This window comes from Nocardioides aquiterrae (genome assembly GCF_039526625.1).
In the GTDB taxonomy this organism is placed as follows: domain Bacteria; phylum Actinomycetota; class Actinomycetes; order Propionibacteriales; family Nocardioidaceae; genus Nocardioides; species Nocardioides aquiterrae.
Genome location: NZ_BAAAJE010000028.1, coordinates 1 through 14,958, shown reverse-complemented (window position 1 = coordinate 14,958; position 14,958 = coordinate 1). Strand labels below are relative to the sequence as shown.

At 74.1% G+C, this 14,958-nt stretch carries 14 protein-coding genes and 1 rRNA gene; 1 reads left to right on the top strand and 14 read right to left on the bottom strand.

Annotated features, from left to right (window positions below; genetic code table 11):
- Nucleotides 1–48 precede the first annotated feature (48 nt).
- The 12 genes from ABD086_RS21595 to ABD086_RS21540 form a co-directional block, all read right to left on the bottom strand.
- A complete protein-coding gene (locus tag ABD086_RS21595) occupies nt 49–1,674 on the bottom strand; it encodes a LamG domain-containing protein (protein ID WP_343910078.1) in 1,626 nt (541 codons plus the stop codon).
- 73 nt (nt 1,675–1,747) lie between these two features.
- Nucleotides 1,748–2,671, bottom strand: coding sequence for a site-specific tyrosine recombinase XerD (gene xerD, locus ABD086_RS21590; protein WP_343910076.1), 924 nt, complete (start codon nt 2,669–2,671; stop codon nt 1,748–1,750).
- An 11-nt stretch (nt 2,672–2,682) separates the two neighbouring features.
- A complete protein-coding gene (gene ald / locus ABD086_RS21585; protein WP_343910075.1) occupies nt 2,683–3,807 on the bottom strand; it encodes an alanine dehydrogenase in 1,125 nt (374 codons plus the stop codon).
- On the bottom strand, nt 3,804–4,433 hold the full coding sequence (locus ABD086_RS21580) for an NUDIX domain-containing protein (protein ID WP_343910073.1): 630 nt from the start codon (nt 4,431–4,433) through the stop codon (nt 3,804–3,806). Before ABD086_RS21580 ends, ald begins: the two co-directional genes overlap by 4 nt.
- A 5-nt stretch (nt 4,434–4,438) precedes the next feature.
- A complete protein-coding gene (gene pyrG / locus ABD086_RS21575) occupies nt 4,439–6,142 on the bottom strand; it encodes a CTP synthase (protein WP_343910072.1) in 1,704 nt (567 codons plus the stop codon).
- Nucleotides 6,143–6,153: 11 nt separating this feature from the next.
- Nucleotides 6,154–6,999 (bottom strand): copper transporter, encoded by an 846-nt coding sequence (locus ABD086_RS21570; protein WP_343910070.1) that lies wholly within the window; start codon nt 6,997–6,999, stop codon nt 6,154–6,156.
- Nucleotides 6,996–8,168, bottom strand: a complete 1,173-nt coding sequence (gene steA, locus ABD086_RS21565) for a putative cytokinetic ring protein SteA (protein ID WP_343910068.1) — start codon at nt 8,166–8,168, stop codon at nt 6,996–6,998. The genes ABD086_RS21570 and steA overlap by 4 nt, the downstream gene beginning before the upstream one ends.
- A 60-nt stretch (nt 8,169–8,228) precedes the next feature.
- Nucleotides 8,229–9,914, bottom strand: coding sequence for a DNA repair protein RecN (gene recN, locus ABD086_RS21560; protein ID WP_343910066.1), 1,686 nt, complete (start codon nt 9,912–9,914; stop codon nt 8,229–8,231).
- Nucleotides 9,907–10,866, bottom strand: a complete 960-nt coding sequence (locus ABD086_RS21555) for an NAD kinase (protein WP_343910064.1) — start codon at nt 10,864–10,866, stop codon at nt 9,907–9,909. The genes recN and ABD086_RS21555 overlap by 8 nt, the downstream gene beginning before the upstream one ends.
- Nucleotides 10,863–11,702 carry a TlyA family RNA methyltransferase gene (locus ABD086_RS21550; RefSeq protein WP_343910062.1) on the bottom strand — a complete coding sequence of 280 codons (840 nt, stop codon included), beginning with the start codon at nt 11,700–11,702 and terminating at the stop codon, nt 10,863–10,865. Before ABD086_RS21550 ends, ABD086_RS21555 begins: the two co-directional genes overlap by 4 nt.
- Nucleotide 11,703: 1 nt before the next feature.
- Nucleotides 11,704–11,961: a hypothetical protein gene (locus ABD086_RS21545; RefSeq protein WP_343910060.1), complete on the bottom strand. Its 258-nt coding sequence runs from the start codon at nt 11,959–11,961 to the stop codon at nt 11,704–11,706.
- 9 nt (nt 11,962–11,970) lie between these two features.
- Nucleotides 11,971–12,969: an HAD-IIA family hydrolase gene (locus tag ABD086_RS21540; RefSeq protein WP_343910058.1), complete on the bottom strand. Its 999-nt coding sequence runs from the start codon at nt 12,967–12,969 to the stop codon at nt 11,971–11,973.
- Between the two features lie 47 nt (nt 12,970–13,016).
- On the opposite strand from ABD086_RS21540, the gene ABD086_RS21535 reads away from it, so the two are divergent.
- Nucleotides 13,017–14,141, top strand: coding sequence for a DUF1015 family protein (locus tag ABD086_RS21535; RefSeq protein WP_343910056.1), 1,125 nt, complete (start codon nt 13,017–13,019; stop codon nt 14,139–14,141).
- Here ABD086_RS21535 and ABD086_RS21530 read toward each other — a convergent pair.
- Both ABD086_RS21530 and rrf read right to left on the bottom strand, forming a co-directional pair.
- The gene (locus tag ABD086_RS21530; RefSeq protein ID WP_343910055.1) at nt 14,116–14,451 is read right to left on the bottom strand and encodes a single-stranded DNA-binding protein; all 336 of its coding nucleotides are present in this window, start codon (nt 14,449–14,451) and stop codon (nt 14,116–14,118) included. The two genes, ABD086_RS21535 and ABD086_RS21530, sit on opposite strands and share 26 nt — an antisense overlap.
- A 224-nt stretch (nt 14,452–14,675) precedes the next feature.
- Nucleotides 14,676–14,792 (bottom strand): 5S ribosomal RNA (rrf, locus tag ABD086_RS21525).
- Nucleotides 14,793–14,958 lie beyond the last annotated feature (166 nt).

Genomic DNA, 14,958 nt, shown 5'->3' with positions numbered 1-14,958 from the left:
CGCCCATCCTCCCTGACGGGGAAGGCGGCGCCGGCCGCGGAGGGGTCGTCAGCAGCCGCGGGCGGCGTGGCGCGACAGCCGGTGCCCGCTGACCGTCGGGCGCCCCGAGTCGATGGGGAACCCGCGCTGCCAGTCCGAGACCAGGCTCGCCTGGTTCATCTCCTGCTGGCCGTCGCCCTCCAGCGAGAGCCGCAGGGTCATCGGCACGCCGGGGATCGCCGCGCGGTCCGTGACCGAGCCGACCGGCTTGCCGTCGAGGAACCAGGTGATGTGGGTGCCCGAGACCTCGACGGCGACGGCGTACGCCGAGCGCAGCGGCGTGGCCGAGGCGGTCGTCGCGCCGCTCCAGCGGTACTTCGGCGAGCGGACCCCGAACTGCACCCGGCGGGAGAACGGCGTGATCCTGGCGATCTCGATGTTGTGCTTGCCGCAGTCGTAGTCGGCGGCCTTGGCGGGGACGAGCTCGGCCAGCACGCCGTACGCGCGGCCGCCGGACTCGTACGCGCCGCGGATCCGCATCCGGGCCTCCCACCGGCCCTGCGCCGCGGCGTTCCCGTGCAGCGTGGCGCGGGTCGTGCCGAAGTCGCCGGGGCCGGCTCCGTAGAACCTCTTGCTGTCGAGGGTCAGCTGGCCGTTCTGCTTGCTGACCCGGCCGGCGCCGTCGGTGTAGTCGACCCAGTGGCCGCGGTCCCGGGTGCCGCGGGTGGGCCCGCCGGTCAGCGACTGGCCGTGCTCCCAGGCGAAGTCCCAGTACAGCGGGTACCACCGGTACCGCTCGCTGGCGGTCGGCGTCGGCGCGCCGCTGCCGAACATGGCGCTGCCGGGCGGCGGCAGCGACACGCTGGCGAGCGCGGCGCGGCGCAGCTCCTCGTAGCGGGCCGCCGCCTCGGGCCCGACGTACACGTAGAGCGGGAACGACTGGGTCCAGCCGATCGCGTTGCCGTCCTCCCGGTAGTCCTCCTCGCGGACCCGGAAGACCGCGACGCCGGGCTCCTCGGTGAGCCCGGCGAACCGGCCGAGGCCGTCGTCGCCGACGGTGGTCGTCGCGACCTTCGACCAGGTGTCGCCGTCGACGCGCCGCTGCAGGGTCAGCGTCCGGCCGGCGAAGACCGGGAGGCCGCGCGAGGAGGGGCTGCGGAAGATGTCGTCGGGGGTGGTGTCGACGGTGATGCCGAACGCGCGGCCGGCCGGCACGAGTGCGGGCTCACCGGTGTTGTTCGGCGGCTGCCCGGTGACGCGCAGGGTGAGGTCCTGGGTCTTGGCGACGAACAGCCGCGACGGCGACAGGTGCCGACCCGCCTTCACGCGGTACCGGATGTTGAACATGCCGGGCGCCGGATAGGAGAAGGAGAAGCTGCCGTCGGCCCGGGTGCGGGCGCGGAAGCCGTCGACCGTGGTCCACCGGTCACCGGGGCGTCCCATGTGGAGCTGGAGGACCAGGGTCCGCGCGCCGGGCGCCCCCACGCTGCCCGTCCACGTCAGGCGCTGGCCGCCGACGTACGTCGCCGGCGAGACCGACAGCGCCGGGGCGCCGGCGCGGGCGCGGGCGTGGGCCGGCGCCGCGGGAGGCAGCGTGACCAGGGCGAGGCCGGTGAGCACCGGCACGAGGGCGGCGAGCGCCACCAGCCAGCGGCGGGACCGGTCCGGGGTGCGGAGCGAGGAGAACGGGAGCACGTCTGCAGTTATCGGCCGGCGACCCCCCGATCTTGACGGGTTCCGGCGCCGGAGCCGTCACCCGGTCGCCGGGTCAGTCGCGGGCGCGCGGGTGGGCGGTGGCGAAGACCTCGCGCAGGTTGTCCACGGTGACCAGGGTGTACACCTGGGTGGTGGTCACCGACGCGTGCCCCAGCAGCTCCTGCACGACGCGGACGTCGGCGCCGCCGTCGAGGAGGTGGGTCGCGAACGAGTGGCGCAGCGTGTGCGGCGAGACGTCCCGGGTGACGCCGGCGCGCTCGGCGGCCCGGACCAGCACCGCCCAGGCGGACTGCCGCGACAGCCGGCCACCGCGGGCGTTGAGGAACAGCGCCGGCGTGCCCTTCCCCGCCGCGACCAGCTCCGGCCGGCCGCGGACCAGGTAGGTGTCGACCGCCTCGCGGGCGTACGAGCCGACCGGCACCAGGCGCTCCTTGCTGCCCTTGCCGCGGAGCAGGACCGTGCCGTCCACCATGTCCAGGTCGTCGACGTCGAGCCCGACCGCCTCGGAGATGCGAGCGCCGGTGCCGTAGAGCACCTCGAGCAGCGCGCGGTCCCGCAGCGCCAGCGTGGTGCCGGGGGCGCCCGCGGCCTCCAGGATCGCCTCCACGTCGGCCAGCGGCAGCGCCTTCGGCAGCCGCTTGGCCGGCGCCGGCGGCTTCACCCCGCTGGCCGGGTCCACGGTCGCGAGGCCGTCGGCGACCGCGAACCGGTGGAACCCCCGCACCGCCACCACGGTGCGGGCCGCGGAGGTCGAGCTCAGCGCCGGGTGCCCCTCGCCGCCCTCCCGCAGCCGCACCAGGAAGCCGGACACGGTGGCCTCGCTGACCGAGCCCAGGTCCTCGATGCCGACCTCGGCGAGGTACTCCAGGTACCTGCGCAGGTCGCGCCGGTACGACGTCAGCGTGTTCGCCGCCAGGCCGCGCTCGACCGAGAGGTGGTCGAGGTAGGTGCGGACGGCCCGCTGGAGGTCGTTCATGTCCTTCGGGTTTAGGCGAGCACCTCGTCCAGGGGGACGGCGTCGATGCCCACGGCCTCGCCGACCGGGCCGTTCGTGAGCCGGCCGTCGTAGGTGTTCAGGCCGAGCGCCAGCGAGCGGTCGTCGCGCAGCGCCTGCCGCCAGCCCTTGTCGGCCAGCGCGACGGCGTACGGCATGGTGGCGTTGGTCAGCGCGTAGGTGCTGGTGTTCGGGACCGCGCCCGGCATGTTCGCCACGCAGTAGAACGTCGAGTTGTGCACCTGGTACGTCGGGTCGTCGTGCGTGGTCGGGTGCGAGTCCTCGAAGCAGCCGCCCTGGTCGATCGCGATGTCGACCAGCACCGAGCCCGGCTTCATCCGCGAGACCAGGTCGTTGGAGACCAGCTTCGGCGCCGCGGCGCCGGGGATCAGCACCGCGCCGATCACCATGTCGGCCTCCATCACCTGCTGCTCGATCGCGAGCTTCGACGAGGCCAGGCCGTGGACCCGGTTGTTGTACCGCCAGAAGGACATCCGCAGCTTGTCCAGGTCGGTGTCGAGCAGCGTCACGTCGGCGCCCATGCCGAGCGCGATGTTGGCGGCGTTCTGGCCCGAGACGCCGGCGCCGATGATGACGACCTTGGCGTTGGCGACCCCGCCGACGCCGCCCATCAGCACCCCGCGGCCGCCCTGGGCCTTCATCAGGTTGTAGGCGCCCACCTGGGGCGCGAGGCAGCCGGCGACCTCGGACATCGGGTACAGCAGCGGCAGCCCGCCGGAGGGCAGCTGCACGGTCTCGTACGCGATACCGGTGACCTTGCGCTTCAACAGCTCCTCGGTCAGCGGCTTGTCCGCGGCCAGGTGCAGGTACGTGAACAGCGTGAGACCCTCCCGCATCCGGTCGTACTCGTCGGGCACGGGCTCCTTGACCTTCAGGACCAGGTCGATGCCGCCGTCGGTGCCCCAGGCCTCCTCGGGCGTGCCGACGATCTTCGCGCCCGCCCCGGCGTACTCGTCGTCGAGGATCTGGGAGCCGACGCCGGCGCCCGTCTCGATGTAGACCTCGTGCCCGTGCGCGACCAGCTCGTGCACGCCGATCGGGGTGATCGCCACCCGGTACTCGTGGTTCTTGACTTCCTTGGGGACGCCGATCTTCACGAATCCTGCTCCTTCTGGTGATCTGTGCCACTTCCTCGGGGCACCGGCGCGAGCCTACTCCCGGCGACGAGCACCGCCAGGGCCAGGTGGGCGTCGGCCAGCCGGCCGGCCACGACGGCGTCGTGGAGGTCGGCGAACGGCACCCAGTCCAGGACCATCTCGGCCTCCTCGTGCTCGAGCTCGAAGTCGCCGCGGCCCACCTCGGTGAGGTCGGTGGCCAGGTAGAAGTGGGACATCTCGGAGGTGATCCCCGGGGAGGAGTACGCCGAGATCAGGTGCGTCCACGACCGGGCCTCGAGGCCGGCCTCCTCGACCAGCTCGCGGCGCGCCACGTCGATCGGGTCCTCCCCGTCGACGTCGAGCAGCCCGGCGGGCAGCTGGACGAGGGTGTGCCGGACGGCGTGCCGGTACTGCCACAGGCACAGCACCCGGTCCTGGTCGTCCATCGCCAGCACGATCGCGGCGCCGGGATGCTCGAGGACCAGCCGCGAGAACGGCTCGTCCTCGGGGTGCCCGGGCCGGCGGATCCGGTCGTTGCGGAGCCGGACCACCCACCCGCCGCCGTCGTACTCGAGGTGGCTCTCGGCCACCGGCCACTGCTCGGGGACGTCGCGGAGGTCGGGCACCCGGATCAGGCGTCCATGCCGTCGGCGTCGACCGGCTCCCGGCGCAGGCCGGTCTCGTCGATCGGGAACCGGAGCTCGCGCTGGCGGTCGATCGCCGCCCCGACCAGGCCCTTGAACAGCGGGTGCGGGCGGGTCGGTCGCGAGCGCAGCTCGGGGTGCGCCTGGGTGGCGATGTAGTACGGGTGGACGTCTCGGGGCAGCTCGACGAACTCGACCAGGTTGTTGTCCGGGGAGGTGCCGGAGAAGACCATCCCGGCCTCCTCGAGCTGCTCGCGGTAGGAGTTGTTGACCTCGTAGCGGTGGCGGTGCCGCTCGTCGATCAGCGCGGCGCCGTACACCTCGCGGGCGATGCTGCCCTCCTTGAGCGCGGCCGGGTAGAGACCCAGGCGCATGGTGCCGCCGAGGTCGCCGGCGCCCTCGACGAACGCCAGCTGCTCGGCCATCGTCGCGATGACGGGCTCCGGGGTGTCCGGGTCGAACTCCGTCGAGCCGGCCTTCTCCAGGCCGAGCACGCTGCGGGAGTACTCGATCACCATGCACTGCAGGCCCAGGCACAGGCCGAGCGTGGGGATGCCGTGGGTGCGGGCGTAGGTGAGCGCGCCGAGCTTGCCCTCGATGCCCCGCACCCCGAAGCCGCCCGGGACGCAGATCGCGTCGACGTCCTGGAGGTTCTTGGCGGCGCCGGCCTCGGTCTGGCACTCGTCGGAGGCGATCCAGCGCAGGTTGACCTTGGCCTCGTGGGCGAACCCGCCGGCCCGGAGCGCCTCGGCGACCGAGAGGTAGGCGTCGGGCAGGTCGACGTACTTGCCGACCAGCGCGACCGTGACCTCCTCGTTGGGGTGGTGGACCCGGCGGAGCAGGTCGTCCCACACGGTCCAGTCGACGTCGCGGAACGGCAGGTCGAGGCGGCGTACGACGTAGGCGTCGAGGCCCTCGCGGTGCAGCACCTTCGGGATGTCGTAGATCGACGGCGCGTCCGCCGCGGTGACCACGGCGTCCTGGTCGACGTCGCACATCAGCGAGATCTTCCGCTTGATCGACGGCGGCAGCTCGCGGTCCGCGCGGCAGACCACGGCGTCGGGCTGGATGCCGACCTGGCGCAGAGCGGCCACCGAGTGCTGGGTCGGCTTGGTCTTCAGCTCCCCGGACGGGCCGATGTACGGCACCAGCGAGACGTGCAGGAAGAAGCAGTTGTCGCGGCCGATCTCGTGCCGGGTCTGGCGCGCGGCCTCGAGGAACGGCAGCGACTCGATGTCGCCGACGGTGCCGCCGATCTCGGTGATGACGACGTCGACCCCGGGACCCCCCATCGCGAGGATGCGGTCCTTGATCTCGTTGGTGATGTGCGGGATCACCTGCACGGTGTCGCCGAGGTAGTCGCCGCGCCGCTCCTTGGCGATCACGCTCGAGTACACCTGGCCGGTCGTGACGTTCGCGATCTGGCCGAGGTCGGTGTCCAGGAACCGCTCGTAGTGCCCGATGTCCAGGTCGGTCTCGGCCCCGTCGTTCGTCACGAACACCTCGCCGTGCTGGAACGGGTTCATCGTCCCCGGATCCACGTTGAGGTACGGATCGAGCTTCTGCATCGTCACGCGCAGACCACGCGCCTTGAGGAGGCTGCCGAGGCTGGACGCCGTCAGGCCCTTCCCGAGCGAGGAGGCGACGCCTCCGGTCACGAATACGTGCTTGGTCGGCGTCCCACTACTCACGGAACTCCATCCTACGTGACGGGCACAGCGCCGTCGGACCCCGACGCACCGAAGGATCCGCCCTGGACCGTGAGGGACCGGATCAGGGCGAGCGTCGCGGTCACCCGGCCGAGCGGAGTGGCCACCCCGTCGACGGTCGCCACCTGGCTCGCGGCCGGCTCCGCGCGCAGGTCCGCGAGCCGGCGCGCGGAGCCCGCGACCACGACCCCGGTGGCCTTGGCCGCGAGGCCCTCGACCACGCCGGACAGGATCGCGGGGTCGACCCGCTGCCCGAGGACGACCAGGACCACGGGCGCGCGAGCGGCACCCTGCGGCGACGTCATCAGCTCGGCGCCGTCGAGGCTCTGCCGGATCGCGGCGGCGTCGGAGCTCGGCAGGTCGTCGCCGGCGACCGCGAGGCCGACCAGCTGGCCGATCCGGACGTACGTCGACGCGTCCTGGCTCACGGCGCCGGCGCCGAGCTGCTTCATGACCTGGCTGCCCAGGGTGTCGACGAGCGACTTCTCGGAGGGGTCGGTGAGCGCCTCGCGCGCGTCGTACGTCCCGGCGACCGACCCGCCGGCGGACTCGATCTCCGCGCCGAGCGCGCTGACGACGTCGCCGTCGGCGCCGGGCAGCACCAGCAGGGAGACCGAGCGGTCCTTGAGCCCGTTGTCGTAGAGGTGGGCCGCGGACGCGGCGGCGAACTCGTCGCCGTACGACGCGGCCTGCCGGGCCGTGCGCTCCTGGGTGGTCGCGGCGGCCGGCCGGTCGTCGCGGCCGAGGTCGCTGAGCGGGCCGCCGCCGAGGACCACCCCCACGGCGAGGGCGAGGAAGACGGCGACGAGGGAGACGATGTGGTGGCGGTACGAGATCACGTGGGAAGTCCCTGGAGCAGATCGGCGAGGGCGTCGAGCCAGTCGTGGCCGACGGGGGTGACGGACAGGGCGGCCGCGAGCGCGACCAGGCCGGCGAGCAGCACCAGCAGCAGGTGCCAGGGTCGGACCCGGCCGGAGTACAGGTGTGGCACGGCGTCGGCGTCGACCAGGCGGTGCCCGACCTTGAGACGGGTCAGGTAGGTGCTGGCCAGCCCGGTGCGTTGCCGGTCGAGGAAGTCGGCCAGCGTCGTGTGCATGCCGACCCCGACGATGACCGCGGCCTCGGCCGCGTCGGCGACGATCAGCGCGGCGTCCTCGGGCGTCGCAGCGGACTCGACCACCGACGGCCGGATGCCGAGCCGCTCCAGCGACTCGAGGTGCGCGCGGCCCGCGCCCCGGTCGGTGCGCACGACGACGTCCCGGGCGGCCTTCAGCGTCGCCGCGCCCGGCAGCTCGGCGTCGTCGGCGTGGGCGTCGAGCACCACGACGTCCGGCCGGAAGCCGGCGGCCCGGAGGGCCTCCGCTCCCCCGCCGACGCCGATCAGCACCGGGTCCTGCTCGCGCAGGAACCTACGGATCCCGGCCAGCTCCCGCTCGTGGTCCTGGCCCCGGACCACGACCACCACCGGACGGCCGGCGACCGACGTGTGCAGCCGGGGCACACCGCGGCCGTGCAGCAGCAGGTCCTGCTCCCGGCGGAGGAACTCGGTGCTGTTGTGCGTGAACGTCTCGAGCTGGGTGACCAGCCCGCCGCGAGCGGCCTCGAGCTCCGTCTCCACGGTCGCGGCGTCGACGGCGCGACCGGCGGCGAGCAGCACCTCGCCGTCGTACACGGAGCCGTCGTGCAGGCGCACGGTCCGCCCGTCGCCGACCGCCGCGAGGCCCGCCGCGCCGATGCCGTCCACGAGCGGGACGCCGGCGTCGACCAGCACCTGGGGCCCCAGGTTCGGGTAGCGGCCGGAGATCATCGGCACCGCGTTCACCACGGCGGCCACCCCGGCGTCGACGAGCGCCTGCGCGGTCGCGCGATCGAGGTCGACCTGCTCGAGCACGGCGATGTCACCCGGGCGGAGCCGGGGCACCAGGGTGCGGGTGCGGCGATCGACGCGGGCGGTGCCGACGAGGCCGGGGAGACCGACGGCGGGACGTTGACGTACAGGCATCCTCATGACCCGGCCATGCTGCCAAACCGGAGCGGCCGATCCGCGGACCGGCCGATGCCGGGCGCGTCAGCGCTCGGTCTGCGCCACGTCGAGGAGCTCGCGGGCGTGCGCCAGAGCGGTGTCGGAGTCGGCCAGGCCGGCGAGCATCCGGGACAGCTCGCGCTCGCGCTGCGCGTCGTCGAGGACGGTGAGGCCGGAGCTGGTGACCGTCCCGTCGGAGGACTTCTCGACCACGACGTGCCGGTCCGCGTAGGCCGCGACCTGGGGCAGGTGGGTCACGACCAGCACCTGCGCGCTGCGGGCCAGCTGGGCCAGCCGCCGGCCGACCTCGACCGCCGCCGCACCGCCCACGCCCGCGTCGACCTCGTCGAACACGAAGGTCGGGACCGGGCTGGTGCCGGCCAGCGCGACCTCCAGCGCCAGCATCACGCGGGACAGCTCACCGCCCGACGCGCCCTTGGCGAGCGGCCGCGGCTCCGAGCCGGTGTTCGCGGCCAGCATCAGCTCGACCTCGTCGGCGCCCGCGGAGGTGAACCGGTCGGTCGTGCGCACGTCCACGGTCAGCCGGGCGTGCGGCATCGCCAGCAACGCCAGCTCCGCCGTCACCTGCTCGCCGAGCCGGGCGGCGGCCTCGGCCCGCGCGGCGGACAGCGCGGCCGCCGCGGCCGCGCGCTCGCCCCGCAGCACCTCCTGCTCGGCGCGCAGCTGCTCGATCCGCTCGTCGGTGTGGTCGAGGTCGAGCAGCCGGGTCGACGCCCGCTCCGCCCAGGCCAGCACCTCGTCGATGGTCTCGCCGTACTTGCGGGTCAGTGCGGTCAGCGCGGCGCGCCGATCCGACACGCCGGCCAGCCGCGCGGGGTCGGTGTCGATGCGGGCGGCGTACGACGCCACGTCGGCCGCGAGGTCGGAGAGCAGGTAGGTGATCTCCGCCAGCCGGTCGGCCAGCTCGCCAGCCTCGGCGTCGTGCTCGCGGACGCCGTCGAGCAGCGTGCGCGCCGCGGACGTGGTCGCCAGCGCGTCCGGGTCGCCCTGCTCGCTGGAGAGGGCCTCGCGGGCCTGCTCCGCGGCGGTGCGCAGCGTGTCGGCGAACCCGAGGCGGGACTCCTCGGCGGCGAGCGCGGCGTCCTCCCCCGGCTCCGGTGCGACCGCCTCGATCTCGCCGAGGCCGAACCGCAGCAGGTCGGCCTCCTGCGCCCGCTCGCGGGCGGTGGTGACCACGTCGTCGAGCTCGCGCTCGGTCGCCTCGAGCCGGTGGTGGAGGTCCTGGTAGGTGGCCAGCAGCCCGGCGACCTCCGCACCCCCGAACCGGTCGAGGGCGTCGCGCTGCGCGCGGGCCTGCAGCAGCCGGTGCTGGTCGGACTGCCCGTGCACGGCCACGAGGGGCTCCGCGATGCCGGCCAGCGACGAGACCGGCACCGACGCACCGCCCACGAAGGCCCGCGACCGCCCCTCGGCGGACACGTTGCGGGCGAGCACCACCCGGTCGTCCTCGACCTCGCCGCCGACCTCCTCGACCGCCGCGGCGAACTCGCTCAGCGCACCGACCCGCACCACGCCCTCGACACGCGCGGAGCGGGCACCGGTGCGCACCGCGCCGCTGTCGGCCCGGCCGCCGAGCAGCAGGCCGAGCGCGGTGACGATCATGGTCTTGCCCGCGCCGGTCTCACCGGTGATCACGGTCAGGCCGGGGCCGAGCTCCAGCGTCGAGGAGTCGATCACGCCCAGCTGGCCGATCCGGATCTCCTCAAGCATCGCCCGACCCCGTCGGTCGCCGGCGGCGCTCCGTCGAGCCGCGCCACCCTTCGACCGGCAGGCCGAACTTGGCGACCAGCCGGTCGGTGAACGGAGCCTGGTGCAGGCGCACCAGGCGCACCGGGGTCCCGCCGCGGCGCACCTCGATCCGCGCGCCCGGCGGCAGGTCAATCGCCCGCCGCCCGTCGGCCCACAGCACGCCGTACCCGTCGGTGCGGGCCAGCACCTCGACGGCCAGCACCGAGCTCGGCGAGACCACGAGCGGCCGCGCGAACAGCGCGTGCGCGCTGATCGGCACCATCAGCAGCGCCTCCACTCCCGGCCAGACGATCGGGCCACCGGCGCTGAAGTTGTACGCCGTCGACCCGGTCGGGGTCGCGCACACCACGCCGTCGCAGCCCCACCGGGACAGCGGGCGGCCGTCCACCTCGACCACGACCTCGATCATCCGCTCGCGCGCGGCCTTCTCGACGCTCGCCTCGTTCAGCGCCCAGGTGCGCGCGACCACCTCCCCGTCGCGCTGGACGGTCACGTCGAGCGTGAGCCGGTCCTCGATGGTGTAGCGGCGGCCGACGATCGCGTCGATCGTCGACTCCAGGTCCTCGTACTCGGCCTCGGCGAGGAAGCCGACGTGTCCGAGGTTGACGCCCAGCACCGCCGTGCCCTCGGCGCGGGTCAGCTCGGCGGCCCGCAGGATCGTCCCGTCGCCTCCGATCACCACGACCAGCTCGCAGCCGGCGCTCGGGGAGTCGCCCTGGGCGACCTCGATCGCGCCCGGCGCGGCCTCGAGCCCGAGGTTGCGGGCCTCGTCGGCCAGCAGCCGGACCACCAGCCCGTGGGCGGTCAGCAGCTTCGCGAACGCGCGCGCCACCTCGCGCGCCTCGTCCCGCCCGGTGTGGGCGACCAGCAGCACGCGCCGGACCGGCGGGGCCGGCGGGGTCGGGCTCGTCACGGGTCCACCCTCTCACCCGCCGTCCCCGGCGGGGCGGCGGCGCGCACCGCGGTGTGGATGGCCTCGTCGTCCAGCAGGGCCGGACCGCGCCGCAGCCAGAGGAAGAACTCCACGTTCCCGGACGGCCCCGGCAGCGGGCTGGTGGCCACCATCCGCGCTCCCCACCCGCGCGCCGCGGCGGCGGCCGCCACGCTGGCCACGGCCTCCGCGCGCAGCGCCGGGTCGCGCACGACCCCGCCCTTGCCGACGCGGTCCTTGCCGACCTCGAACTGCGGCTTGACCATCAGCGCCAGGTCGCCGTCCGGCGCCGTCACGCCGAGCAGCGCGTCGAGGACCAGCTCCAGCGAGATGAAGGACAGGTCACCGACGACGACGTCCACCGGGCCGTCGGTGATCTCGGTGGTCAGCTCCCGCACGTTCACCCGATCGCGGACCAGCACCCGCTCGTCGGACTGCAGCTTCCACGCCAGCTGCCCGTAACCCACGTCGACGGCGACCACCTGGGCGGCCCCGTGCCGCAACAGCACGTCGGTGAACCCTCCCGTCGAGGCGCCGGCGTCCAGGCAGCGGCGGCCGGCGACCACGAGCCCGGCCGGCTCGAACGCCGCCAGTGCCCCGGCCAGCTTGTGCCCGCCCCGGGACACGTACTCCGGGCGATCCGGGTCGGCCGCCACCACGATCGCGACGTCGGTGGTCACGCCGGTCGCCGGCTTGGTCGCCACCGCGCCGGACACGGTCACCCGCCGCTGCGCGATCAGCTCGCTCGCGTGCTCACGCGAGCGCGCCAGGCCGCGGCGGACCAGCTCGGCGTCCAGGCGCAGGCGTCGCGGGGGCACGTCAGGCGCGATCGGCGCCGGGGTCGTCGCCGGAGTCGTCGCCGAGGTCGGTGGCGTCGAGGGCCCGGCGCAGCCGGTCCTGGGCCGCCTCGAACACGCCCACGTGCTCCTCGATGGGCCGCTCCTCGAGCTCCTCGACGGCGACGATCACCCCGTCGACGCCGGCGATCCCCGTGCGCACCCGCTCCGGCTCCGGCGGCACCGTGTCGGGCTCGGCAGGGTTCTCCACCGGGCCGGGGAACTCGGGGTCCTCAGTCATGTCCCGAGGCTATCGCGCGGGTGCCTCGACGCCCGACAGGTGCACCGGCTCCCCGCTCTCGTCCAGGTGGGCCCACGCCGCCTCGGCGACCGCGCGCCACCAGTCCGCCGGGTCCCCGCGTCCGGTCACGACCAGCGCTCCGTCGTCGACCGACGCCCGCCAGCCACCCAGCGCGAACGCCCGGCCGTCCGCGACCGGTGCCTCGTGCGCCACGAGCAGGCCGCCGAGGTCGGGTGCCAGGTAGGTCGGCCGCTGCTCCGGCGGAGCCGCGACCAGCTCGGGCAGCCCGGTGACCCCGGTGAGCACCAGCAGCGAGGCCAGGCCGGCGTTCCGAGCGCCCAGGATGTCGGTGTCCAGCCGGTCCCCCACCATCAGCGGACGCTCGCCGCCGACCCGGCGGACCGTCTCGTCCAGGAGCGGGCGTGCCGGCTTGCCGGCGACGTCCGGCTGCACGCCCGCGAACCGGCGCAGCATGTCCACCAGGACCCCGTGCCCGGGCGCGAGCCCGAACTCCGCCGGGAACGTGAGGTCGGTGTTGCTGGCCACCCACGGCAGACCGTCGCGGATCCGCACCGCCGCGCGCATGATCTCCGCCCAGCGCACGTCCGGGCTGTACCCCGTTGCGATCGCGACCGCCTCGTCGTTCGCGCCGACCGGCACCAGGCCCTCGGCCTCCAGGGCCTCGCGCAGCCCCTCCGCACCCAGGGCCACGATCCGCGCCGCCCGCCCGAAGCGGTCGGCCAGGAGCCGAGCCGCCGCCTGGGACGACGTCACCACGTCGTCGGACTCGGCCTCCACTCCGAGGTCGCGGAGGTGCGCGGCCACCTGCTCCGGCGGCCGGGACGCGTTGTTGGTGATGAACGCCAGCCGCATCCCCGCGGCCCGTGCCTTCGCCAGGTGCCCGGGGGCGCCCGGGACGGCGGCTCCGCCCACGTAGACCACGCCGTCGAGGTCGAGCATCGCGAGGTCGTGGACCCGGCACAGTGCCTGCGCTGACGAGCCGAGCACCCCTGCCTCCTCACGGTACGGACGTGCTCGCACCCTACGATGCTCCGATGGATGCCGGCTCCCTGGTCCCCCCGCCCCACGTGGCGCGACCGCTGCGGCTCCTTCCGTTCCGGGGGCTCACCCTGGCGCCCAAGCGGATCGGCGCGCCCTCCTCGGTGCGCGCCTTCACGCGGCCGTACCGCGACGTCGCGGACCGGTTGCAGCGCTGGGAGCGCCGCGGCGAGCTGAGCCACGACGAGGCCCCGGCCGTCTACCTCCACGAGTACACCTCCGGCGCCCTCTCCGTGCGCGGCCTGGTCGGCGCGCTGGACATCTCCCGCCCGGCCACCGGACGCGACGACGTCGCGGTCTTCCCGCACGAGGGCGTCCACCCCGCGCAGGCGGCCGAGCTGGCTGCGCGGATGTCGGAGATGCAGACCAACCCGGCCCCGATCCTGCTCGTGCACCGCGGCCCGGAACCGCTGCGCGACCTGATGGACAACCTGCAGCGCCGAGACCCGCTGCGCGAGTTCACCGACCGGGGCGGACAGCACCACCGCGTCTGGGCGATCCGCGACGAGCACCACCAGGCGTTCCTGGGCCGCTGCCTGGAGCCGGCGCGCGCCGTGATCGCCGACGGCCACCACCGGTACGCGGCGTACCTCCGGATGCAGCAGGACGACCCGCGGGCCGCCACCGGCGCGGGCCTCGCGATGCTCGTCGACCAGGACGACACGCCCCTGTACCTCGGGCCGATCCACCGCGTCCTGGGCCACGTGACGATCGACGGGCTGCGGACCGCGGCGGAGCGGACCGGCGCCACGTTCCGGCTCGCGGACGCCGCACCGGCTGTGGCGGCGCTGGCTTCGGACACGCTCGTGGCGACCGACGGCCGGAGCTGGGCGACCGTGCGGCTCGAGGTGCCGGCGGACCGGCTGGCCGTCGAGGTCCTCCACGAGAGGCTGCTGCCCGCCGTGACCCCGCGCCCGACCCGGGTCGCGTACCACCACGCCGTGGACGATGCGCTCACCGACATCGCGAGCCGTCCCGGCCTCGCGGTCCTGCTGCCCGCGCCCGGCTTCGGGCAGGTGCTCGCCACCTGCCGTGCGGACCGGTTGCTGCCCGAGAAGGCCACGTCGTTCCAGCCCAAGCCCAGCGTCGGAGTGCTCATCCGCTCGCTGCGCGACGAATGACCCTGCCCGCGGACATCTCCACCTCGACCCGGGACGCCACCGCGCCGCCGGCCCGGAAGAACCGCCGGTGCAGCTCACCGGTCACCTCCACCACGTCGTCGGCCGACCACCCGCTCACCGAGCGGCGCGCCTTCACCGACCACGCGGCGCACTCGATGGCGTCCACCGCCTGACGGGACCGCGCCGCGCTGCGCCGACGCGGAACGACGACCCGGAACGTCCAGACGGAGTCGCCGCTCGGTAGCACCCGCTCCTCGGGTGCCTGGGAGAGCCGACCGACCAGGTGGACCTCGTTCGTGGCCAGGTCCATTGCCCGGTTCGTTGCTTCGCTCTTCGCCTCTGACTTCGGTGCGGACATCGCACATCACCTCCGGACCGCAGGCAACGCGGTAGGACCGACAGCCGCCGGCTCGAGCGAGCTCGCCTGTGCACGGGCCTGCGGGAGGCCTCACCTGTGCACACGACGTGGGCCGAACTGGCCCGAAATGACGAGCAGGGCCACCCGTGAACGGGTGGCCCTGCTCTGAAAAGTATGTCCGGCGGCGTCCTACTCTCCCACAACCTCTCGGTTGCAGTACCATCGGCGCTGAAAGGCTTAACTTCCGGGTTCGGGATGGGACCGGGTGTTTCCCTTTCGCCATGGCCGCCGTAACTCTTGCGATCGTCGCCCGTGGTGAATTCACACGGACGTCGACCAAGTATTCAGTTGATCGTCAGATCTGATTGTGGACGCGAGACAACCCTTTGTAGGTTCAATTGAGGGTTTGTGGGACAAGCCCTCGGCCTATTAGTACCGGTCGGCTGGGCATTGCTGCTG

Bases quoted from the DNA above. Each gene is read 5' to 3' on its own strand.
- xerD (WP_343910076.1), bottom strand. From the start codon at position 2,671: ATGAACGACCTCCAGCGGGCCGTCCGCACCTACCTCGACCACCTCTCG.
- steA (WP_343910068.1), bottom strand. From the start codon at position 8,168: ATGAGGATGCCTGTACGTCAACGTCCCGCCGTCGGTCTCCCCGGCCTC.
- recN (WP_343910066.1), bottom strand. From the start codon at position 9,914: ATGCTTGAGGAGATCCGGATCGGCCAGCTGGGCGTGATCGACTCCTCG.
- ABD086_RS21545 (WP_343910060.1), bottom strand. From the start codon at position 11,961: ATGACTGAGGACCCCGAGTTCCCCGGCCCGGTGGAGAACCCTGCCGAG.
- ABD086_RS21535 (WP_343910056.1), top strand. From the start codon at position 13,017: ATGGATGCCGGCTCCCTGGTCCCCCCGCCCCACGTGGCGCGACCGCTG.
- ABD086_RS21530 (WP_343910055.1), bottom strand. From the start codon at position 14,451: ATGGACCTGGCCACGAACGAGGTCCACCTGGTCGGTCGGCTCTCCCAG.